The following is a 22481-nucleotide window of genomic DNA, read 5'->3' as shown; positions in this document are numbered from 1 at the left end:
TACTTTTACTTAGTTGTTATTGAACCTTTCAAGCAACACAGGATAAGTATGAATAATTTCTCCATCCTTGCTTCGCTCATACAGATTCAGGATGACGGACCCGTTTTGCGGAAGCTTGTTTTCAGGTATGGCGATATTGAGAGTAAACGGCTTCCATTGCGGGTACTTTGAATCTAAAACAACTTCTGTTTCGTTGACCAGCTGATTATGGCCATCCTCGACCGAATAAAAAAACTTTCCATTGAGGGGCCTTACTTGCCCAATCACTTTATATTTACCTTTGCTGCCTTCTGTCTTTATTCCCATAAAGACTGGATTCTGCCCGGGAACATACATTGTCTTCGCATCTGTCAGCAAACTTTGGTCTGCAATGGGTTTTCCATTCACATTAATGGCTTTTAGCTTTGCAGTTACCTGGTACTCGCCTTCTTTAACCCTCTCACCCGCTGCTGTGACATAATTCCAGCTTTCCTTCCATTTAACACTTTCCTGCGGTTTTATTGTGAGAGTTTCAAACGCCTGGGCAAATGCCTTTCCCTCAGAGTATTGGTACACTTTTTTCTTTTTTGAATCGAGCACGGTTATGTCATATTTCTGTGATGTCGGAAACTCGAACGAAAGTGGCATATCACTGTTGTTCCGGAGGACAAGTTCAAATTCTGCTAGTTCCGGTCCTGCAACAGGGTCAACAAAAAAACTAAAATCCATTTGCCTTGATGGTTTTTCCTCTCCAATGGCCAGTACAGGCGCCACGGCCATCAACAGTAAAATAATTAATAAGCTGACTTTCTTCACTTTCTTACCTCCATTCTTGAACTTTACTCCCTTCTGAAGAACCCGAATATTCCTGCCGTCTCAACAATATTCGTGAAGGCGTGTGGATCGACTTCCTTTATGATTCTTTCCAGGTCATACAATTCATACCTCGTAATGACAATGACCAGCATTTCCTTTGGTTCGCCGGAGAAGGCTCCCTTGGCAGGCAGAAGCGTGATCCCTCGTACCAATTTATCGTGAATGGCATTCTTTAATTCATCTGATTTTTTGGTCACGATCATGGCAGTCAATTTTTCATGACGTGTATGGATGGCATCAATTACCCTTGTTGATACATATAAAGACACTAAGGTATAAAGGGCATTTTCCCAGCCGAAAATATAACCCGCTGTCAATATAATGATGCCATTTAACGTGAAGAAATATGTACCAACCGGCCGATCGTTCATCCGCGAAAGCACCATCGCGATGATATCCATACCTCCAGTGGACGCCCCCCATTTCAATGTCAGTCCTACTCCGAGTGCAGCGATGACTCCACCAAACACAGCATTCAGCAATATGTCAGTCGATACTTCTTTTACCGGCAGGATTTCAAGGAAAAGAGATGAAAGCGCAACAGAGATAAAACTATAAAGAGTGAATGATTTTCCTACCTTCATCCAGCCGAGGATCGTCACCGGGATATTCAAAAGCAAAAGCAGGATCCCTGTAGAAATATTAAACGGCGCAAATTCGCCAAGTATGCTTGACACGAGCTGCGCTATACCTGTAAACCCGCTGGCGTAGACATTTGCAGGAATTAAAAAGAAGTTTAATGACATCGCATTTAAAAATGCACCAATCACCACGATGATGATTTTTTTCGTTTCCAACCAGACCATGTAAATCCCCCTTACTTTTTCTATTCTTCCTCTACCCCTATTTTGCCGAAAATCACTACATTTAATTGTCTTTTTGCGATATTACCGATAAACTATTCTTATATAAGGTTGAAAGCAGGTGAAAGTTCTATGTCAGTAAAAATCATGGCTGACAGTGCATGTGATTTGCCATTGAGTTTTTATGAAGAAAATGATGCAATACTATTCCCGTTGAAGGTCCATATTAATGACACTGAATACGAGGATTTACGAACAATCCAGCCAAAACAAGTGTACGATCAAATCCGCGCTGGCAACCTTCCAAAAACCTCACAGGCTTCTCCTGCTGGTTTTAAAGAAGTTTTTACGGAATTGGCCGAGAATAAGCAGGATGGAATATACATAGCTTTCTCTTCACAATTATCAGGAACATATCAGACAGCCGTCATGATTGCCGGGCAAGTTAAGGAGGAATATCCTGACTTCAACTTGTCGATCATTGATACAAAATGTGCATCCCTTGGATACGGCCTAGTTGTTTTGGAAGCAGCACAGAAGGCGAAAGAGAATTTTTCAAAAGAAGAAATCGTTGAAGCTGTCCAGTTCCACAGCCAGCATATGGAGCATTTATTCACTGTAGATGACCTGGACCATCTTGCCAAAGGTGGACGCGTGTCAAAAGCTTCTGCATTCGTAGGCGGCCTGTTGAATATTAAGCCGCTGCTTAATGTAGAGGATGGGAAGTTGGTGCCGCTTGAAAAAATCCGCGGAAAGAAAAAGCTTCTTCGCAGGATTGTAGAAGTAATGAAAGAACGCGGTGAATCATTTGAAAACCAGGTTGTCGGCATCAGCCATGCAGATGATTTTGAGACAGCCACAGAGATGAAGAATATGATCATGGAGGAGCTCCATGCAAAGGATGTTTTCATCACTTCTATTGGTGCCGCGGTCGGCTCCCATACCGGACCTGGTACGATTGCAATTTTCTTCTTAAATAAACTGCCATCATAATTTACATACTCCTCTCAGGTTTTAGGGAAAATAAAATGTATCCTATCCTGAAAGGAGTTTTTATATTATGCCGCATACTTCTGATAACGATAAAAAAGCGAAGGACAACAATGCCCTCCGCCACGAAAAAAACATGATGCGCGAGAAAAACCGTAAAGCAGGCAAGAATGAATATTCAAAGAAGACCGACCATATCTAAGAAGACCATAAAAAATAGAGCCAAAACGGCTCTATTTTTCTTTTTTATATGTCCAGTTATTTTCTTGATAAATCTTGCCATCCTTCATAAGCCTGCCTAATGCCCGTTTGAAAGAGCCTTTGCTCATGTCGAAGCGTTCCTGGATGTCCTCTGCCATGCTCTTGTCATGGTAAGGCATCGCGCCATTCCTCAACTCTAAATAGCTCATGATTTTTTCTGCGTCTTCATCAAGTGCTTCCTGTTTACGCGGCATTAATGAAATATTCACTGATCCATCTTCTTTTACATCGATGATACGTCCTTCTACCTTTTCACCAATTCGGGGCTCTGTCCTGCGCTGTGATTCGTGGATGAAGCCTTTGAAACCCTCCGCAGTGATGATCCAGCTGCCAACCCTTGCCGTCCGGTAAATATAGCCATGAACGTTTTTGTTGAAATCGCTCCTTGTAGCCTTTATAGAAATTTCCTGGATGACTGGGTCTGTTGCCATACGCGCATAGATCATGTTATTGCGATTCACACGGAGAGTGATATAAAGCAAGTCCCCTTTTTGAGGCCAAACCGATTTAACAACCGGTAAATCTTCCTCACCTAGCAAAATATCCTTGCTGATGCCGATATCAAGAAAAACACCGATTCCATCCTTCACATCTGCAACTGGTACCCAATCATATATTCCAACTGAGACTTTGGGTATTACCGTAGTCGCTGTCAGCCTGCCCCGTGAGTCAACAAATAGAAAGACTTCTACCGTATCGCCTTCTTCAAATGTCTGGTCAGTATCATTGGAGTGAAGAAGAACATCCTCCTCCCCGTCAGTTAAAAAGTAACCATAATCCGCAATTCTCGCGACGGTCAGCTCCACTGTCTGGCCTGTATATTCGTTCAAGGACATAATATCCCTCCTGCCTATATTTTTGACAATGATCATTTTTTTAATCTAAACTCATGATCACTGCTGTTTTACTTTAACGTCGAAGAAATAAACTTCGTATAAGGTTTATAAATCCCAAAAAATACACCTATAAAAAGAGCATGGTATCCTAAATTACGTAAAGTTGTTTGAACTGCTATATTTTACTATAATAAAGCCATAAATAAAATGTTTTTCTGGAGGTAGCCTTATGTCTAAAGAGAGTTCATTTGATATTGTATCCAAAGTTGAAATGACGGAAGTCACAAATGCGATCAGCATTGCAATGAAAGAAATCCAGACCCGCTATGATTTTAAAGGCAGCAAAAGTGAAATTTCGCTTGATAAGGAAGAGCTTGTTCTTGTTTCGGATGATGAATTTAAGCTTGACCAGTTGAAGGATGTTCTATTCAGCAAAATGATCAAGCGTGGAATACCCGTGAAAAATCTTGATTATGGTAAGGTCGAGCGCGCTTCTGGGGGAACAGTTCGCCAGAGAGCAAAGCTGGTTCAGGGTATCGATAAAGAAAATGCAAAGAAAATCAATACAATCATTAAAAACAGCGGCGTGAAGGTGAAGAGCCAGGTACAGGATGACCAGGTACGTGTAACTGGGAAAAACCGCGACGACTTGCAGAAAATCATTGCCGCGGTAAGAGAAGCGGATCTGACTGTTGATGTGCAATTTGTGAATTATCGTTAATAGAAGTGATAAAACTATATATGAAGGACAAAAGCGGACTATGGAATCATTGTCCGCTTTTGTTATATAAACATAAATGTTCATGAATGATTCACAAACCACCCAAGGTATTCTTCAATTTACAAGTTAAAATTATTGTATTGAACCAGTGTGATATTTGTCCCTGTTGAAGAGAATTTAGATTAAAACATTCACAAATCCTTCACAAAGCTCTATTGGTTTCCCCCTATTTTCGCGTTAATATACCAGTAGGGGTATAAAAAATAATCTTTAACCGAAAGGATGACTATAAAATGGGTAAAAAAATCGTAATCGTCGGCGGCGTAGCAGGCGGAGCAACTACAGCAACTAAACTTAGAAGATTAGATGAGAAGGCTGAAATCGTATTGTTCGAAAGAGGAGAATTCATTTCTTTTGCAAACTGCGGTCTGCCATATCACATCAGCGGTGTAATCGAAGACAGAAATAAATTGCTTCTCCAGACAGTTGAAGGTATGAACGCACGTTACAATCTGGATATCCGTAATTTTTCTGAAGTAACGGCTATCAACCGGGAAGAAAAAACAGTGTCCGTGAAGCATGTACAATCTGGTGAAGAGTATACAGAAAGCTATGACGTCCTGGTATTATCCCCAGGTGCAAAACCAATCGTTCCTCCAATCGAAGGTTTAAAGAGTGCAAATGTATTCACGCTGAGAAATATTCCTGATATGGATAAAATCAAAGCATACCTAGAAGACAATAAGCCAAATAACGCAGTCGTTATTGGCGGCGGCTTCATCGGCTTGGAGATGGCAGAGAACCTTGTCCACGCTGGCGTGAATGTTACTCTTGTTGAAAAATTGCCTCAGGTAATGGGACCAGTCGATCCAGAAATGGCTGCGATTGTCGAGGATGAATTAAGAAAGAACGGCGTTGAATTGATTCTTGGCGATGGAATCACGGATGTACAAGAAAACGGCACGAAGGTTGTCCTTGAAAGCGGCAAAGTGCTTGATGCTGAATTAATCATCCTTTCAATCGGTGTACGTCCGGAGAACAAGCTTGCAATTGATGCTGGCCTCGAGCTTGGCGAACGCGGCGGCATCAAGGTCAACGAATATCTTCAGACTTCTGATGAGGCAATTTACGGTATGGGCGACGCAATCGAAGTCACTGACTATATCAACGGACAGCCAACAATGATCCCGCTTGCTTGGCCAGCAAACCGCCAGGCTCACATTGTAGGACACCATATCAATGGCCGTAAAATTGCATATCCAGGTACTCTTGGTACTTCCATTGTTAAAGTATTCGAGTTAACTGCGGCAACTACAGGAAACAGTGAAAAATTGCTGAGAAGACTTGGGATTCCATATGAAGTAGTTCACATCCACCCTATGTCACATGCAGGCTACTACCCTGGCGCTGAGCAAATGTCTCTAAAAGTTATTTTTGATAAAGAGACAGGCAAGATTTATGGTGCTCAGGCAGTAGGTAAAGACGGTGTCGACAAACGCATCGATGTAATCGCAACAGCTATTAAAGGCCGATTGAGCGTCTATGACCTTCAAGAGCTTGAGCTTGCTTACGCACCGCCGTTCTCATCTGCCAAGGACCCAGTGAACATGGCTGGTTATGTAGCTTCGAATATCGTTGACGGAACGATCGAAACAGTGCAGCACTATGAAGTAGACCATTTAATCAAGGAAGGCGCGTACATGATTGACGTACGTACTGAGAAAGAACATGATCAGGGCAAAATTGAAGGCTCAAAGAACATTCCGCTGGATGACCTTCGCAGCCGTCTCGAAGAACTTCCAAAGGACGAAACAATCCTGATCACTTGCCAGGTCGGTTTGCGAGGCTACCTTGCATCTCGAATCCTCCAGCAAAATGGTTTCAAAGTCAAGAACCTGACAGGTGGTTACAAAACTTACTCCATCTTCAAAAATAAATTGAATTAACACATCAGCGGCTTCCATATGGAGGCCGCTTTTTTCTATGGATTATAAAAGGATTTCATCGAATGCATTTCGGGTTGCAGGATACTTCCTTTTACCGTTTCGCGGCTCTCGAATGCATTTCGGGCAATGCAGGCCCTTTCCTTTTACCGTTTCGCGGCTTTCGAACACATTTCGGGCAATGCAGACCTTTTCCTTTTACCGTTTCGCGGCTTTCGAACACATTTCGGGCAATGCAGACCTTTTCCTTTTACCGTTTCGCGGCTCTCGATCGCATTTCGGGCAATGCAGGCCCTTTCCTTTTACCGTTTCGCGGCTCTCGATCGCATTTCGGGCAATGCAATGCTCATTACCGTTTCTATTTTTCACTTGATAAATAGCCTTTTTAATCAAATGAAGGATTTTCCATGTTTTTTCTATGGTTTTTAAAGGAATTTAATAAATGTCGAATCAAAATATCAGGAGTGAATTAAAACATGCCAAATGAAAATAAAAAACAGGGCTTTCCGCCCCAGCATCAGGACCACCAGCCAGGAACTGAACCAGAAATGAAACCTGAACCTAAATCGGTTGATGAAAACTATAAAGGGTCTGGAAAATTAGACGGAAAAGTTGCTTTAATTACCGGTGGCGACAGCGGTATCGGGAAGTCTGCCGCAATTTATTTCGCAAAAGAAGGCGCTGACGTAGCCATCGTATATCTCGAAGAGAACAGCGATGCTCAAACGACAAAAGAGCTGATTGAAGCGGAAGGCCGGAAATGTCTTTTGATTGCCGGAGATGTTGGCAGTGAAGAATTCTGCGCGGAGGCTGCAAAGAAAACGCTAGATGAATTTGGGAAGATTGATATCCTGGTCAATAATGCTGCAGAGCAGCATCCTCAGAAGAGCTTGCTCGACATTTCTGCAGACCAGCTTGAGAAAACATTCCGCACAAATATTTTCTCGATGTTCCATTTAACGAAGGCAGTCCTTCCATATCTTAAGAAAGGAAGCTCGATCATCAATACGTCCTCCATTACGGCATATAAGGGCCATGAGACATTGATTGACTACTCGGCTACCAAAGGAGCAATTGTCACGTTTACGCGTTCCCTTGCCATGTCACTGGCATCACAGGGCATTCGAGTGAATAGCGTCGCTCCGGGGCCTATCTGGACACCGCTCATTCCTTCCACCTTCTCTGCTGAGGAGGTAGCGAAGTTTGGTACGAACGCGCCAATGGGACGTGCAGGGCAACCTTTCGAACTTGCACCTGCATATGTCTATCTCGCAAGTGACGATTCAACCTACGTCAGCGGTCAGACAATCCATGTCAACGGCGGCACAATCGTTAATGGGTAAATTCCAATCAAAAAAGCAAAGCATCGCTGCTTTGCTTTTTTCGTATTTATACTAGAGCGTGTTTATGGTCCTTCGGTTCACCGCACGAAAATCTTGGAACGATCTTGAATGGAACGATGATTCTTTTGATCGGTTCCTCAGGATTTTCGATCTTTTGAATCAGGCTTTTGGCAGCCTGGAATCCAAGCTCAAAGATATTGATATCAACTGATGTCAGCGGCGGCCTTGCCATCTCAGCGATTAAGACATTATTGAAACTGACAATGGAAATATCGTCAGGAACAGAGATTCCCATTTCATCTAGTTTATTCAAAACACCGAGAGCCATAAGGTCATCGGCAACTACCATCGCGGTCGGAGGCCTCTCAAGAGAGAGCAATTCCTTTACTGCATCCTGCCCGCTCTCACGGAGGAATTCGTCATTGACAATATAATCATCCACAAGCTTGATTCCTGAATTCCGCAATGCTTTTTCATAACCAAGCAGACGTTCTACTGTCACGACCAAATCCAGGTTTCCACCAATGAATCCGATTCTATCATGGCCCAGCTGAATTAGATGCTCAGTTACTTCTTTACCAGCCTTAAAATTGTCGTTATCGACATAGCTTGTATTTTCATCATCTTTGAAAGGCTTGCCAATTACCACAAATGGAAAATCTCTTTCCTTCAGGTAGGCAATGACCCTGTCTTCTACCTTTGAATACAAAAGGATCACGCCATCCACTCTTCCGCCCTGGACCATTGCGACAACGCCGTCGAAGATTTCATCTTCGGTCTTGCCGGTTGTCATATGGAGTGCATACTGCTTAGCATGGGCTCCTTCGCTCAAGCCCGTCAATACTGTTGGAAAGAACGGGTTTTGGAAAACTACATCGGTGGAACTTGGCATAACAAGCCCAATTGCCCGTGTAGATTGGCTTGCAAGGCTTCTGGCAATAAAGTTTGGGTGATACCCAAGCTGGTCCATAACCTCCCTGACTCTTTCTTTCGTTTTTTCGCTGATTCTAGGACTGTTGGCGATTACACGCGAGACAGTTGAAGGCGCGACATTTGCTACCTTTGCAACATCTTTGATTGTGACAGCCATAAGTTCCCCTCCCTCTTGCCAGAAAAAATTCCTTATCTATATTATAAATGAATTGTACAGGTTTTTTCCGTATTTTTTTCTGCCTTCTTTATTTCCCCATTGACAACAACGTTGGTAAGTTCTGGTGCTCCATGAATGACGACATCGATTTCCCGCCAGGCTGGTTTGAAGTCCCCCTCAACAGTAACTGCTATTGAAACTTCGCCGTTGGCAACTTCAATATCGAAGCTTTTCTGGCAGTATTCCCCGATTTCATAACCAAACGTTTTTCCATCATCATCATACATTTTAAAGTTCGTTTTGCTGTTTTCTTTGTAGTAAACATGCAAATACCGCTTGTTGTCTGCTGCTTCAGAAGAATGTCTAACTTCAGAAAGTGAAACCGCTGTGCCTTGTTTTATAAAAACAGGCAAAACTTCAAGCGGAGCTTTTACCAGATGGTGCATGCCGCCAGCAAAGACCTCATCTGTCCAGTAATCGACCCAGTCGCCTTCCGGAAGGTAAACCACGCGGTGTTCAACTGAAGGCTGCATAATAGGTGCGACAATAACATTATCACCGATCATGAACTGGTCATTAAGGTTTTGCGTGTTTTTATCATTCGGATACTCAAGCATCAACGGCCTCAATACAGGCGTTCCGGATTGATATGCTTCTGCAAATAAAGTATATAACTGTGGCAGCCACTGGTAACGCAGCTCAATATACTTTTTAATAATTTCTTCATATTTTTTGCCGAATGACCATGGCTCCTGTCGTAAAGTGCCAATTGCACTGTGGTTTCGGAAATATGGAGTGAAAGCACCCACCTGAGTCCATCTAGCCAGCAGCTCGCCGTTCGCATCGTGGGCAAAGCCTCCAACATCAGGGCCGGCAAAAGGAATACCTGACAAACCAAGATTCATCACCATTGGCAGCGATAATTGAAGGTGTTCCCAGAAACTGCGATTATCTCCAGTCCAAACTGCAGCATACTTCTGTACACCTGCAAAACCGGACCTTGTCAGCAAAAATGGCCTTTTTCCGTTAAGCTGCTTTTTCATGCCATTATAAGTGGCATCCCCCATCAGCAAGCCGTACACGTTGTGGAGCTCCCGATGGGTTTTGGGTTGTCCGTCATTCCGATGCATGACCTTCAAGTCCATCGTTTTCGACTCATTAAAAACAGCCGGTTCATTCATGTCATTCCAAATACCTTCAATTCCAAGGTCAGAATAATATTGGTGTTTTTCTCCCCACCACTCACGGACCTTTTTATCAGTAAAGTCAGGAAATGCACTATTTCCTGGCCAGACATCCCCAAAGTAAATATTCCCTTCAATGTATTTACAGAAATGATCACCTTGGATGCCTTCCTGATAAATTGAATAATCGGGATCCTCTTTCACACCTGGATCGACAATTGGAATGAGACGAATGCCCTGTTCCTTCAAATCTCTGACCAATTTTTCCGGATCGGGAAATCCATCACGATCGAAGGTGAAAACCCTGTACTCGTCCATATAATGAATATCCAGGTAAATGGCATCAAGCGGGATATTCTTTTCTTTGAATATCGCTGCCAACTCTCTGACTTCTTGTTCAGATTCATAGCTGTAGCGCGACTGATGGTAACCAATTGCCCACTTTGGCGGAATAGGAGCCCTTCCCGTCAACGCTGTGTACTGTTCAAGCACTTCTTTAGGCCCAGGTCCCGCCATTACGTAAAAATCAACCTGACCGCCTTCAGCACCAAATGAATAAGTATCTGGTTCCGTCCGGAAGTCAAAGCTCGATTTAAAGGTATTATCGAAATAGACTCCGTGCGCTTCCCCATTCCTCAATACCATAAAATAGGGAACCGATTGATAGAGGGCATCCGTTTCAGGATTATGGGGAGCATAAACGTCCGTATTCCACATCGTCATTTTTTCGCCGCGCTTATCCAGATAGCCTGTTTTTTCGCCAAAGCCATAAAAGTGGTCATCTGTTTCCATAGTGTTATGACAAATCACTTCACCATTATACTTAAACCCGATACCCTTGACTCCTTGATTTAGCAGCTCACGGCCATGAGCATCGGCAACTGAAATCCTGATTGGTGTTTTAGCAATCTTAATAGATAAAGCGTGAGTCTCAGCCAGGATCGAATCGCCATCTTCACTAACCTTCATTTCTACTTTTTCCGGAGTCAACTCCAGGGCCGGACTGCTGCCAATGCTTACCTTTTTAAATGGATTATAAACAAAGCGAACAATATCTTTTCGGTAAAATCGCACTGCGAGCTCCCCAGAATCGGTGGAAACAAAGATTTCATTATCCGTATGCCTTATAGTATGGGCATTGCCGATATCATGGAACTCGTCATTTCGATCATCCTTTTTTTGCCCAGGGTGGATCGCAAAGCTAGTATCTTCCAACATAATACATGAACCTCCTTGCTCTAGGAGTTCTTTCTCTTTTTCGCTTTTCTTACAAGAATAAAGATGAAACCAAAGAAAGCAGCATATACAGCAGTCATTGCGAGTAGGTACGGAATATTCAATCCAGTCTTATCTGCAAGGACATAGATCTCCGATTCCTCACGATCAATCGCAAGGTTGTATTCGCCATTGCTGCTTCTGACAAGGTCATTGGCAAGCAAGCCTCTTAATTCTTTATCCTCTTCAAGCTGCTCTGAAGTTAATGTGATATTTTGTGTGTTGGATGTATTATTGATTGCAATGACCGCTGTTTCATCCTTATAAGTTCGTTTGAACACGGCCATGCCTTCCTTTTCGTAAAGGACTTCCAGGTCTCCACGAGTCAAAGACGGCAGGTCATTGCGAAGCTCGCCAATTTTCGTGATATAATCGATCAATTCTTTGTCTGCCCGGAAACTCATCTGCCTGCGATTATCGGGGTCCTCCCCGCCATCCATGGCAATTTCGCTGCCATAATATACGATTGGAATCCCAGGTGCAGTATATAAATAAGTCAGGGCAAGCTTCCATCTCGTTCCCGGGTGCTGACGATTCTGGACCGCATCCCTTGTGAAACGGACAGTATCATGATTGTCCATGAAGTTCCCCATCAGTTCAGGATCTTCATAGATCGCTTCGTTTCTTTTAGCTGTCGTAAAAAGCCAGTCCAAAGTCTGGTCAGGCTTGGCAAAAGCTGTGCGTAAATGGTCATTCAGCGGATAGTCGACGAAACCGTCTATTCCAGCCTTGTCATACTCCGCGATATAATTCGGATCATTTGACCACACCTCGCCGATCAAATAAAAATCCTTTTTGACGGTTTTCACTTCTTTGGAAAACTCCGACCAAAAATCAACAGGTACATGCCGGACTGTATCGAGCCTGTAGCCGTCAATATCTGTCTCTTCTATCCACCATTTAGCATTATCAAGAAGATATTTTCTCGTTTCAGGATTTTCCTGGGCGAGATCTGGCAAGCCATACAGCCAGTTGTTCTCAAGCTGATCCTGATTATTCCAGTCGATAATGTCCTGCTTCTCATGGAACCAATCCTTTTTAGCAGGATCATTAACCCATTCATTTTCTGGGGCAACATGGTTGACGACAAAATCCAGGATAATCTTGATGTCACGCTTATGTGCTTCCTTCACAAGCTCTTTGAATTTGTCAACGCTTCCAAAATGCTCTTCGGTATTATAGAAATCATTGATCCAATAGCCATGATAGCCTTTCTCTACATTATCAAAAATAGGAGTAAGCCAGATTGCGGTAAACCCCATATCCTTAATATAGTCCAGTTCATCGATGATCCCCTGGAAATCTCCGCCATGGTAAGCCTTCGGATCATTCACATCCACCTTGAAATCATTGCTATTATCACCGTTGTTAAAACGGTCCACCATTAAAAAATAGATTGTTTCATCCTGCCAATTGCGTCCTTCTTTTTCAACAGCTCCTACAGGGAGGGCGTAAAAAAGAAGAAACGGAATCAAGATGAAGATGAGTCTTTTTTTCATCTCCGCTCCTCCTCATAATTTAAGCAAAGGCCAATATGGCCTTTGCTTAAAAGTGTTTGCCCTAATAGATTATCCTTTTGTTCCACCAGCCGTCAAACCAGATACAAAGTATTTTTGGAATGACAGGAACAAGATCGCGATAGGAACTGCAATGAGAACAGCACCTGCAGCGAATGTTGTAAATTCTGCTCCAAATTGTTTTGCTACCATATCATATAATCCAACCGCTAAAGTATATTTACTTTCAGTCCTTAACAGCACAGTTGCCAAGATAAAGTCTCCAAATGGAGCAATGAAAGAGAACAATGCGATTACGGCAATGATTGGTGTCGCAAGCGGCATAACGATTTGGAAGAAGATCCTCAGGTGCCCCGCACCGTCCATTTTAGCTGATTCATCAAGCTCTTTCGGAATTGTATCCAGATATCCCTTCATCAGCCAGGTATTCATCGGTATAGCTCCTCCAACATATACAAGGATCAAACCAAAATGAGAATCCAATAAACCTGTAAGCAAGGCAAGAATGAATATTGCAATCAATGCTGCAAAGTTTGGAATCATCTGCAGGATCAAGAAAGTCATCAAGCTATTTTTTCGTCCAACAAAACGGTAGCGGGAAAATGAGTAAGCAGTCAAGCTGACAAGGATGACTGTGAAGATCATTGTCAGCACACTTACCTTAAGTGAGTTCCAGTACCAGTATAAATAGTTGCTTCTATCTAAATCGAAGAGCTCCTTATAGTGTGCCAGAGTCGCATTTTTAGGGATGATGTTCGACCCGGAAAGACTCTGCCCTGGATTGAAAGAAGAACCAACAATCCATAGGAGCGGATAGATAATGATCGCAAACATTGCCAAAATCACAAGATAAGTCAGTGTCAGTCTGATATACTTCTGTCTTTTTATACTCATATCACATCATATCCTCTTCTTGGAATGATTTCGTTCTCTTGAACTGCCATAAAGCTACACCAATTACGATCAGTGATAACAGCATTGTGATAGCAGCAGCTTTAGAATATTGTGCAGATGTCATGGTGAGGCTGTAAATCCAGGAAATCAGGATATCTGTTCCACCAGCGTTAGCACCTGGAACTGCAGGTCCTCCGCCATTAAATAGATAAATGATATTAAAGTTGTTGAAGTTGAAAGTATATTGCGTAATCAAAATTGGCGCTGTTGCAAAAAGCACGAGCGGCAAAGTGATATTCTTGAACTTTTGGAAATTAGTTGCGCCGTCCACAGTGGCTGCTTCATACAATTCTTCCGGAATGGATTGCAGGACACCAGTAGTCATCGCGAAAATGAATGGGAATCCAAGCCAAGTCTGAATTAAAATCAACGCAATTTTCGTATACATAGCTTCTGTCATCCAAGGAATCGGATCAATGCCGAAAAAGCCAAGGATGTCACGATTGATCGCACCAAATGATTCATTGAACATACCAGCGAAAACCAGGATTGAAACGAATGCCGGGACAGCCCAAGGAAGAATGAACACTGTACGGATGAGTGCTTTTCCTTTTACATCCTTCTGGTTCACGAGGATTGCCAGGAACATTCCAAGCGCAACCTGGAAAGTAGTAGCAACGAAAGTCCAGATAATTGTCCATGATAAGACCGAGAAGAATGTTTGACGCCAAGATTCCAATTGGAACAGGTCGAAGAAGTTTTTAAGGCCCACCCAGTCTACCAGCTTCGCAGGAGGAGAATGGTAAAGGTCGTAGTTCGTAAATGCGAGCAAGACTACAAATATGATTGGAAACACTACAACGAAAATAAGCAAGAGGAAACCCGGTGACATGATCAAATATGGGAATCCATTGTCGATCAGGTTATTGTATTGCTCCTTAACGGTGCTGATGCGTTCTCCTGAATCTCTCTTTAAGCCGTTCTTGTATGCATCATTTAGGTTGAAGAGATAGAAACCGATTCCAAAAATCAAGACGATGACTGCAAGGATTCCTTCAACCAGCAAGAAGATCGAGTGGTCTCTGGGTGTTTGTTCTCCCAAAGTGAACAGACCCCATAATCCCATGTTTAGCAAGTCGGCAAACACACCGAAAAATGCACCTGTTAAAATGAGAAAAGCGATTCCTTTTAAATATTGTTTGTTGTATAGCTGTCCAAGCCCTGGAATGATCGAAAGGGCTGTTGCTATTCTGCGGTGGTTGGTTTGATAGGATTTCTCTTTCATCCTATATTCCCCTTTCTCTTTCTATGATTGATAAAACCAAAAGCATCAGATGCTTTATGAGAACGAATACATTAAATCTCTACCAGAGGTAAGCTCCTGGCAGCATCCTGCAATATTAACAAACTCTTGTTTTCACTCTCATGAAGCATCTGATCGTCATAAGTCTATTCTAGCGCAAACGTTTGCCCAATGAAAGACTTTTTTACTCCACTTTTTATAAACTTTATGACTTTCCGCTTACTAGTATGGCAGGAAACATATATTGGGATTTTCTCTTGTAAAATACAGCAGTACCCCCCGTGGGAGGTACTGCTGCATCTGATATTATTTAGAGTGGTTTTGCTTAATGTTTTGCTCGATTTGCTTAACAGCTCCATCAAGAGCTTCTTTAGGTTGAGCTTTACCAGTTACAACAGTTTGCAATGCGCTTGCCATTGGTCCCCAAACTTCACCCATTTCTGGGATGTTTGGCATTGGAACAGCGTCTTGAGTTTGAAGAGCTACAGCTTTAGCGCCTTGATCTTCAGCGATTGCTGGGTCATCAACCAATGCTACGTTAGTAGGAACTTCTTTTGTTTGTTCGAAACGGTATTTCGCATTTTCGTCGTTCGTGATGTACTCAAGGAATTTAGTAGCCCATTCTTGGTTCTTAGAGTAAGAAGAAACGTGCCATCCTTTAACACCCATGAAAGTTTTCATAGGAGTTCCATCTGCGAATTTAGGGAATGGAGCAACACCGAAATCAATGCCAGCATCTTTCATGCCGCCGAATGCCCATGGTCCATTCATTACAGATGCAACATTACCTTCGTTGAATAGTCCGTCCATAGCAGAACCGCCGCTTTCGCCAACGATACCGTTAGGGAATAACTTTTCAGCATACCACTTCTGGATGTACTCAGTACCTTTTACAGCACCTTCGTTGTTCAAGCCAAGATCTTGTGGGTTAAGAGCTCCGTCTTTTTCTCCGAATACATAACCGCCGTTGCCGCCGATTGGAGCGTGTGCGAAGTAGAAGTTATCCCAAAGTGCAAGGAAACCGTACTTGCCATCTTTAGTGTTAGCTTTAGCAAATTCGTATAAATCTTCCATTGTAGCAGGAACTTCAGTCATAAGAGCTTTGTTGTAGATGAATACTGGAGTTTCAGCAGACTTTGGAAGTCCGTATAATTTTCCATCGAAAGATTGTGCAGAGATTGAAGACTCAGAGAAAGTCTTCTTAACATCGTCGCTTACATTAAGTTCAGCAATGTGGCCTTGAACTGCAAGCTCACCGATTTGATCATGTGGAAGAGTGATGATGTCTGGGCCAGTTCCCGCAGGACCGTCTAGACGTAATTGCTCTTTCATTTTTGTAGCCATTTCTACTTCTTTGAACTCGATTTTGATACCGTTTTCTTTTTCGAAGTCAGCTGCTACTTTTTTAAGCCAGACAGACTTTTCTTTATCTTCCCAAACTACTAGCTTCTCTGGTTTTGAAGCATCTTCTGTTTTCTCGCCGTTGTCTTTTGAACCTGTGTTTTCTTCTTCTTTAGGTCCACAAGCAGCAAGAGCGCCAATCATCAAGATCAGCATCATGAAAATCGACAATGCCTTTTTCATGTGTATACCCCTCCTAAAAATGTGTTTATACTTTTTTATTGCGCAGAACGCTTACTGCCTGTGCAAACGTTTGTAATGTTGTTTGCAAGTCTATGAAAACGATTGCACAACCTACTTCTTATTATAAACCCTTAAATCAGTTTGACAACTAGTTTTTTAAAAAATTTTTTACTATCAGATATATTTCGTTAAATTTCTGTGAAGCAGCTTTTTTATAATTGACAATTTAAAATCAGTGGTCTACCCTTGTTTTAACCTTGATTTATTAATGAAAGGAATGGTTCCCTCTTGTTAAAAGAAGCGATTTATCACCGTCCCAAAGACAATTATGCATACGCTTGCACGAATGAAGAGCTACATATTCGCATCCGCACCAAAAAGGATGATATAAAAGAGGTTTCTCTGTTAAATGGCGATCCTTATGATTGGACCGATGGCAAATGGAATATAAATACTGTTCCAATGATCAAAAGCGGCACAGACCAGTTATACGATTATTGGTTTGTTTCTATTAAGCCGCCGTACAGAAGGATGCGCTATGGCTTTATCCTGAATGATGGCACTGAATCAGCATGTTTGACAGAAAAGGGTTTCTATCAAGAACCTCCAACGGATGACACTGGCTATTATTTTGCCTTCCCATATCTTAATAACATTGATGTATTCCGTGCACCTTCCTGGGTAAAAAACACGGTTTGGTATCAAATCTTTCCTGAGCGCTTCGGAAATGGTAATCCTTCCATTGATCCCGAAGGAGCTTTGCCCTGGGGCAGTGCACCGCCCGAAAAGGACAATTTCTTCGGCGGTGACCTTGAAGGTGTAATCCAAAATATCGACTATCTGGCCAATCTGGGCATCACCGGTATTTATTTTACGCCGATTTTCAAAGCTTATTCAAATCATAAATACGATACGATTGATTATATGGAAATCGACCCGCAATTCGGCGACAAAGAAACATTGAAACGGCTCATCCAGGTTTGCCACGAACACGGTATCAAGGTTATGCTCGATGCAGTTTTCAACCATAGTGGTTTCTACTTCCCTCAGTTCCAGGATGTACTTGAAAAGGGCGGAGAATCCCGATATAAGGATTGGTTCCATACTCGTGAATTCCCGTTAGTGACTGAGCCAAGGCCGAATTATGATACATTCGCTTTTGAGAAAGCAATGCCGAAGCTTAATACTGAAAACCCTGAAGTCATTGAATATTTACTGGAAGTAGGCCGCTATTGGGTGCGTGAATTCGATATCGATGGCTGGAGGCTAGACGTGGCGAATGAAGTCGACCACTCATTCTGGAGGAAATTCCGCTCCGAAGTGAAGGCCATCAAACCTGAGCTTTATATTCTCGGCGAAATCTGGCATGACTCGATGCCATGGCTTCGCGGCGACCAATTCGATGCAGTCATGAATTACCCATTCACAACTAATATTTTGAACCTGTTTGCCCGCAAAACAATCACCGTTAAAGAATTTATTGAAAACATGACGACCGTAAACCATATGTATCCGAAAAATGTCAATGAAGTTGCTTTCAACCTGATTGACAGCCATGATACTCCAAGGATTTTGACGGAATGTGGCGGAGACCTAGATAAGGTTAAACAGATCTTTACAGTTTTGCTGTCTTACATCGGTACTCCATGTATCTATTATGGCGATGAAATTGGAATGAGCGGTGAACAGGATCCAGGCTGCCGCGAGTGCATGAAGTGGAATGAAGAGGAACAGAACAAGGACATGTTCAGCCACGTCCAGAAGATGATCCAGCTGCGCAAGGAATATCCGCTATTGGCAAATGAAGGCGAACTGCATTTTATCCCTTCCGATTACCATGAAAGCTGTTTCGCATACACGAAATCAAACGGAACAACAACAATCCTGGTTGTCGTTAACATGAGCAGTGAAGAAGCAAGCTACCCTCTTCCTTTTAACTTAAAAGGCAAGAAAATAACTAACATCTATACAGGTGAAGAATACGCAGCCGAGGCTGATGACTTAACAGCGAAGATTACCGCAAACGGATTTGCGCTGTTCAAATTTTAAATTTTAATCACCCCTTTCACAAATTTTCGAGAAAGGGGTTTTTTTATTGGATGGAAACTTTCCTGAATAGCATTTGTCGTGAGAATTGCAGTAGTCTTGCCCTGATTTTCTCATAAAGCTGTTTTCGCAGTGAATTTTAGTTTTTCGTACAAAGTTTTCAACCCGTATTTCTCTTGATATTAGAGCACTTTTCGCTAAGATTTCTGAACAAGGAATGGAGTTTGACCCGTAAAATTCCAAAAGCCGATTTTTACTTTTGGTTGGAGAAGCAACAAAGTTTACGAAAGAGCCACTCATAAAAAAATATCATTTCACTTCAAATTCCTCGTTTAGTCTGTATAATTAAGGAATTACAACTTGGAGATGCATATCATTATGAAAAAAACTGCTAAATTATCATTATTTGCTATAACATGGCCTCTATTTATTGAAATCCTGCTTTATATGCTTATGGGGAATGCCGATACACTAATGCTTTCCCAGTATTCAGATAATTCGGTTGCTGCTGTCGGGGTCTCCAACCAGATTCTTTCGATGGTCATCGTCATGTTTGGTTTTATCGCTACGGGTACTGCCATTTTGGTTGCACAGAACCTTGGTGCCAAAAGAGATGACCAAGCCCGCGAAGTATCTGTTGTCTCGATTGGGGCGAACCTTGTGTTCGGATTGATTCTTAGTGCTGGTGTTTTTATCTTCAGCGAGCAATTGCTTGGAGTGATGGACCTTCCGCCTGAATTATTTGATGAAGCGAATGCCTACTTGAAAATTGTCGGTGGATTTTCATTTATCCAATCCCTGATCATGACGGTCGGCAGCATTGTCCGCAGCTATGGTTTTACAAGAGATATTATGTATGTCACGATTGGCATGAACGTGCTCAATGTGATTGGAAACTATTTATTCATTTTCGGGCCATTCGGGATTCCTGTCCTCGGTGTTGAAGGTGTGGCGATTTCCACTTCGGTCAGCAGGATTCTTGGTTTACTTGCGGCCTTATATGTCATGATGAAACGTATACCGGGTTCACTGCCTATGTCCATGCTCTTCCGGTTCCCGAAAAACCATCTTAAAAACTTGCTCAATATCGGAATTCCTTCTGCTGGGGAACACCTTAGCTATAATGGCTCACAGATGCTGATTACGTATTTTATTGCAACGCTTGGCACCCAGGCTTTGACCGCAAAGGTGTATACACAAAATGTGATGATGTTCGTATTCCTCTTCAGCATCGCCATCAGCCAGGGAACCCAGATCATTATTGGCCATATGGTTGGTGCCAAAGAAATCGACAATGCCTATAAACGTGCTTTGAAAAGCTTGAAACTGGCGATCATCATTTCAATTGCCGCCGCTGCGTTTGTTTCATTCTTTGCCAAGGACCTGCTCGGAATTTTCACGGACAATTTGAGCATCATAGAGCTCGGCAGCACTCTCATTCTATTAACAATTATTTTAGAACCAGGCAGATCCTTCAATCTCGTGCTCATCAGCTCACTCCGTGCCGCCGGGGATGTGAAATTCCCTGTTTATATGGGGATCCTGTCGATGTGGGGAGTCAGCGTAACGTTATCATACTTTCTGGGAATCTATCTCGAGCTTGGGCTCGTTGGCATCTGGATTGCCTTTATAGCTGACGAATGGCTGCGCGGACTTCTCATGCTATGGCGCTGGCGGTCTAAAGTTTGGGTCAAAAAGTCTTTTGTTACTGAACCAGAATCTGTCCAGGCGGAATAACGCAAGAAGCAAGCCCCTGAAACTGGCTTGCTTTTTTAGAACATAAAGTTATATAATTTCCACTCCGAGAATTGTCGAGCCCCAGCTCCTTGGTCAGCCCCTCGAGACGCTTGTCGGGGCTGACCAAGGAGCTTACGCTTTTCTTAGTCTGCAATATTAATATTGTAGTCCCGGAACCAAATATGGATCTGCGCTAGCTGTGCCAAGAGCTGCGGGCCTGTCATCAACTGGCCGAACCATGGGACCTTGAATGATGCTCCTTCGGTTTCTATCATTTTTTGCAGGGTGCTCCTGTCGAAGAATTCATGCAATGCACTGTTTGAATCAGCCATGAATTCGGACAGCATGCTTTGGACTGCCTGGGTATAGGCCGGATGATGTGTCTTCGGATAAGGACTCTTTTTCCGGTATAAAACTTCTTCTGGCAGTACTCCTTCCAGCGCTTTCCGCAAAATGCCTTTTTCCCTGTTGCCGTGCATTTTCATTTCCCAAGGAATGTTCCAAACATATTCAACGAGGCGGTGATCGGCAAACGGAACCCTCACTTCAAGGCTCGCTCCCATGCTCATCCGATCCTTCCTGTCAAGGAGCGTAGTCATGAACCAAATGATATTCAAATAGAATAATTGTCTGCGCTTCGCATCCTCAGGTCTTTCACCATCAAGCACCGGCACCTCGGCAATCGTGTCGGTGAATTTACCCATCATATAGTCTTCTAGATTCAATTTTTTACGCCAGTGGTCTCGCAGCATGTTTTGCCGTTCATTAATCGAACGCATCCATGGAAAACCCGGCCGGTTTAAATCCTCCTTCCTATGGAACCATGGGTAGCCGCCGAAAATTTCATCAGCACATTCCCCTGATAGACTCACGGTAAAATCCTGTTTGATTTCCCGGCAAAACCAGAGGAGCGATGAATCAATATCTGCCATGCCTGGCAGGTCACGTACATGGACGGCTTCAGTTAAGTATCCAGCCAAATCGTGCTGGGAAATGATGCTGCTATGGTGCACTGTCCCGAAGGTTTCAGACATTTTATTGATCCAGAATGCATCTGCATTTGGCTGGAATTCATTCTCTTTAAAATACTGGTCGTTTCCTTCGTAATCGATCGAATAAGTATGAAGGCTGCCCTTGCCCCCCTCCTTATAATGGTTAGCAGCGATGGCAGTAATTGCGCTCGAATCCAATCCGCCAGAAAGGAACGTGCAAAGCGGCACATCGGACACAAGCTGACGCGTCACAGCATCAGTAAACAATTCCCGTACCTTTTCAGACGTTTCATCAAGGCTATCTGTATGGGTTTCACTTTTCACATTCCAGTATCTCCAGGTCTTCAGCCCATTTTTCGAAAAAACAAGTCCGTGGCCAGGCCGCAGCTCCTTCATATTTTTAAAGATGCCTGCCCCGGGGGAACGGGATGGACCAAGCCCAAACACCTCACAAAGCCCTTCCCGGTCTACTTCGGCCTTGACATCGTGATGTGCGAGCAGAGCCTTTTGCTCAGAAGCAAACAAAAGTCCAGATGCGGTTTCAAGGAAAAACAACGGCTTGACTCCGAGCCGGTCTCGGCCAATAAAAAGCTTTTCCTCCTGCTGGTCCCACACAGCAAAGGCGAAAATACCATTTAAATGTTCAAGGCAATTTTCCTCCCATTCTATGAAAGAAATGAGCAAAACCTCTGTATCAGAATGGCCATTAAAGGAATATCCTTTTAATAGCAGTGCTTTTCTGAGGTCCTCAGTATTATAGAGCTCTCCGTTATAACAAATGGTATACCGATTATCTCCCTTAGTTCTTGTCATTGGCTGCTTTCCGCCCTCAGGATCTACAACCACCAGCCTTTTATGTCCGAGTGCTGCATGTTTTGAAGTCCATACATTTGTATCGTCGGGACCTCTTTTGCTTAAAGTTTCCGCCATTTTTGCCATGGTCTCACGTTCATGGTCCAAATTTTTTCTGAAGTCTACCCAACCGGTTATTCCACACATTTATAATCATCCTTTCAGCGGAATCTTTCTCAATAGTGATAAAGCATATCCCGAAACTTAGATCGCTTAAGCATTACTCATCTTATGCAGCAGCATCCAAACTGGTTA

General features: G+C 43.0%; 17 protein-coding genes. 7 read left to right on the top strand and 10 right to left on the bottom strand.

The genetic code is table 11. The features are described 5' to 3' along the window. Positions 1-9: 9 nt before the first annotated feature. Positions 10-795: a BsuPI-related putative proteinase inhibitor gene (locus M3204_RS01145; RefSeq protein WP_251477323.1), complete on the bottom strand. Its 786-nt coding sequence runs from the start codon at positions 793-795 to the stop codon at positions 10-12. Between the two features lie 23 nt (positions 796-818). After that, positions 819-1661: a YitT family protein gene (locus M3204_RS01140; RefSeq protein WP_251477320.1), complete on the bottom strand. Its 843-nt coding sequence runs from the start codon at positions 1659-1661 to the stop codon at positions 819-821. A 129-nt stretch (positions 1662-1790) separates the two neighbouring features. On the opposite strand from M3204_RS01140, the gene M3204_RS01135 reads away from it, so the two are divergent. Together M3204_RS01135 and M3204_RS01130 are read left to right on the top strand one after the other, a co-directional pair. Further along, on the top strand, positions 1791-2651 hold the full coding sequence (locus M3204_RS01135) for a DegV family protein (RefSeq protein ID WP_251477317.1): 861 nt from the start codon (positions 1791-1793) through the stop codon (positions 2649-2651). 67 nt (positions 2652-2718) lie between these two features. Then, entirely contained in the window at positions 2719-2850 is a 132-nt protein-coding gene (locus M3204_RS01130; RefSeq protein WP_207498922.1) for a DUF3941 domain-containing protein, read from the top strand. 31 nt (positions 2851-2881) lie between these two features. Here M3204_RS01130 and M3204_RS01125 read toward each other — a convergent pair whose 3' ends face one another. After that, positions 2882-3745: a CvfB family protein gene (locus tag M3204_RS01125; RefSeq protein WP_251477314.1), complete on the bottom strand. Its 864-nt coding sequence runs from the start codon at positions 3743-3745 to the stop codon at positions 2882-2884. Between the two features lie 229 nt (positions 3746-3974). Here M3204_RS01125 and M3204_RS01120 point away from each other — a divergent pair, with 229 nt between their 5' ends. The 3 genes from M3204_RS01120 to M3204_RS01110 all read left to right on the top strand — a co-directional run bounded on the left by M3204_RS01120 (position 3975) and on the right by M3204_RS01110 (position 7752). Next, the gene (locus M3204_RS01120; RefSeq protein WP_251477311.1) at positions 3975-4466 is read left to right on the top strand and encodes a YajQ family cyclic di-GMP-binding protein; all 492 of its coding nucleotides are present in this window, start codon (positions 3975-3977) and stop codon (positions 4464-4466) included. 293 nt (positions 4467-4759) lie between these two features. Next, complete coding sequence (locus M3204_RS01115; RefSeq protein ID WP_251477308.1) at positions 4760-6412, top strand: CoA-disulfide reductase; 1653 nt, start codon at positions 4760-4762, stop codon at positions 6410-6412. 473 nt (positions 6413-6885) lie between these two features. Continuing rightward, entirely contained in the window at positions 6886-7752 is an 867-nt protein-coding gene (locus M3204_RS01110) for an SDR family oxidoreductase (RefSeq protein ID WP_251477305.1), read from the top strand. A gap of 46 nt (positions 7753-7798) precedes the next feature. On the opposite strand, the gene M3204_RS01105 is transcribed toward M3204_RS01110, so the two are convergent. The 6 genes from M3204_RS01105 to M3204_RS01080 form a co-directional block, all read right to left on the bottom strand. After that, the gene (locus tag M3204_RS01105) at positions 7799-8842 is read right to left on the bottom strand and encodes a LacI family DNA-binding transcriptional regulator (protein ID WP_251477301.1); all 1044 of its coding nucleotides are present in this window, start codon (positions 8840-8842) and stop codon (positions 7799-7801) included. A 41-nt stretch (positions 8843-8883) separates the two neighbouring features. Then, a complete protein-coding gene (locus M3204_RS01100) occupies positions 8884-11244 on the bottom strand; it encodes a glycoside hydrolase family 31 protein (protein ID WP_251477298.1) in 2361 nt (786 codons plus the stop codon). A gap of 20 nt (positions 11245-11264) precedes the next feature. Further along, positions 11265-12800, bottom strand: coding sequence for an alpha-amylase family glycosyl hydrolase (locus M3204_RS01095; protein ID WP_251477295.1), 1536 nt, complete (start codon positions 12798-12800; stop codon positions 11265-11267). A 69-nt stretch (positions 12801-12869) separates the two neighbouring features. Beyond that, on the bottom strand, positions 12870-13712 hold the full coding sequence (locus M3204_RS01090; protein WP_251477292.1) for a sugar ABC transporter permease: 843 nt from the start codon (positions 13710-13712) through the stop codon (positions 12870-12872). Position 13713: 1 nt separating this feature from the next. After that, on the bottom strand, positions 13714-14997 hold the full coding sequence (locus M3204_RS01085; protein WP_251477289.1) for a carbohydrate ABC transporter permease: 1284 nt from the start codon (positions 14995-14997) through the stop codon (positions 13714-13716). A 324-nt stretch (positions 14998-15321) separates the two neighbouring features. After that, positions 15322-16599, bottom strand: a complete 1278-nt coding sequence (locus M3204_RS01080) for a sugar ABC transporter substrate-binding protein (RefSeq protein WP_251477286.1) — start codon at positions 16597-16599, stop codon at positions 15322-15324. A 288-nt stretch (positions 16600-16887) separates the two neighbouring features. Between M3204_RS01080 and M3204_RS01075 the strand changes: the two genes are divergently transcribed. Continuing rightward, positions 16888-18648 carry an alpha-glycosidase gene (locus M3204_RS01075; RefSeq protein WP_251477284.1) on the top strand — a complete coding sequence of 587 codons (1761 nt, stop codon included), beginning with the start codon at positions 16888-16890 and terminating at the stop codon, positions 18646-18648. A gap of 375 nt (positions 18649-19023) precedes the next feature. Beyond that, the gene (locus M3204_RS01070) at positions 19024-20382 is read left to right on the top strand and encodes an MATE family efflux transporter (protein WP_251477281.1); all 1359 of its coding nucleotides are present in this window, start codon (positions 19024-19026) and stop codon (positions 20380-20382) included. Positions 20383-20525: 143 nt separating this feature from the next. Here M3204_RS01070 and asnB read toward each other — a convergent pair whose 3' ends face one another. Continuing rightward, on the bottom strand, positions 20526-22373 hold the full coding sequence (gene asnB / locus M3204_RS01065) for an asparagine synthase (glutamine-hydrolyzing) (RefSeq protein ID WP_251477278.1): 1848 nt from the start codon (positions 22371-22373) through the stop codon (positions 20526-20528). Positions 22374-22481 lie beyond the last annotated feature (108 nt).

This window comes from Mesobacillus subterraneus, assembly GCF_023715485.1.
Classification (GTDB): Bacteria; Bacillota; Bacilli; order Bacillales; family Cytobacillaceae; genus Mesobacillus; species Mesobacillus subterraneus_B.
The sequence above is the reverse complement of the archived record's forward strand: the minus strand, read 5'-3'. Positions and strand labels throughout refer to the sequence as shown.

What these genes read in the sequence shown, in the direction of transcription:
- M3204_RS01095 (WP_251477295.1), bottom strand. Translation starts at nt 12,800, where the DNA reads ATGAAAAAAAGACTCATCTTCATCTTGATTCCGTTTCTTCTTTTTTAC.
- M3204_RS01085 (WP_251477289.1), bottom strand. Translation starts at nt 14,997, where the DNA reads ATGAAAGAGAAATCCTATCAAACCAACCACCGCAGAATAGCAACAGCC.
- asnB (WP_251477278.1), bottom strand. Translation starts at nt 22,373, where the DNA reads ATGTGTGGAATAACCGGTTGGGTAGACTTCAGAAAAAATTTGGACCAT.
- M3204_RS01070 (WP_251477281.1), top strand. Translation starts at nt 19,024, where the DNA reads ATGAAAAAAACTGCTAAATTATCATTATTTGCTATAACATGGCCTCTA.
- M3204_RS01110 (WP_251477305.1), top strand. Translation starts at nt 6,886, where the DNA reads ATGCCAAATGAAAATAAAAAACAGGGCTTTCCGCCCCAGCATCAGGAC.
- M3204_RS01120 (WP_251477311.1), top strand. Translation starts at nt 3,975, where the DNA reads ATGTCTAAAGAGAGTTCATTTGATATTGTATCCAAAGTTGAAATGACG.
- M3204_RS01115 (WP_251477308.1), top strand. Translation starts at nt 4,760, where the DNA reads ATGGGTAAAAAAATCGTAATCGTCGGCGGCGTAGCAGGCGGAGCAACT.
- M3204_RS01135 (WP_251477317.1), top strand. Translation starts at nt 1,791, where the DNA reads ATGTCAGTAAAAATCATGGCTGACAGTGCATGTGATTTGCCATTGAGT.
- M3204_RS01100 (WP_251477298.1), bottom strand. Translation starts at nt 11,244, where the DNA reads ATGTTGGAAGATACTAGCTTTGCGATCCACCCTGGGCAAAAAAAGGAT.
- M3204_RS01080 (WP_251477286.1), bottom strand. Translation starts at nt 16,599, where the DNA reads ATGAAAAAGGCATTGTCGATTTTCATGATGCTGATCTTGATGATTGGC.
- M3204_RS01105 (WP_251477301.1), bottom strand. Translation starts at nt 8,842, where the DNA reads ATGGCTGTCACAATCAAAGATGTTGCAAAGGTAGCAAATGTCGCGCCT.
- M3204_RS01130 (WP_207498922.1), top strand. Translation starts at nt 2,719, where the DNA reads ATGCCGCATACTTCTGATAACGATAAAAAAGCGAAGGACAACAATGCC.
- M3204_RS01125 (WP_251477314.1), bottom strand. Translation starts at nt 3,745, where the DNA reads ATGTCCTTGAACGAATATACAGGCCAGACAGTGGAGCTGACCGTCGCG.
- M3204_RS01140 (WP_251477320.1), bottom strand. Translation starts at nt 1,661, where the DNA reads ATGGTCTGGTTGGAAACGAAAAAAATCATCATCGTGGTGATTGGTGCA.
- M3204_RS01090 (WP_251477292.1), bottom strand. Translation starts at nt 13,712, where the DNA reads ATGAGTATAAAAAGACAGAAGTATATCAGACTGACACTGACTTATCTT.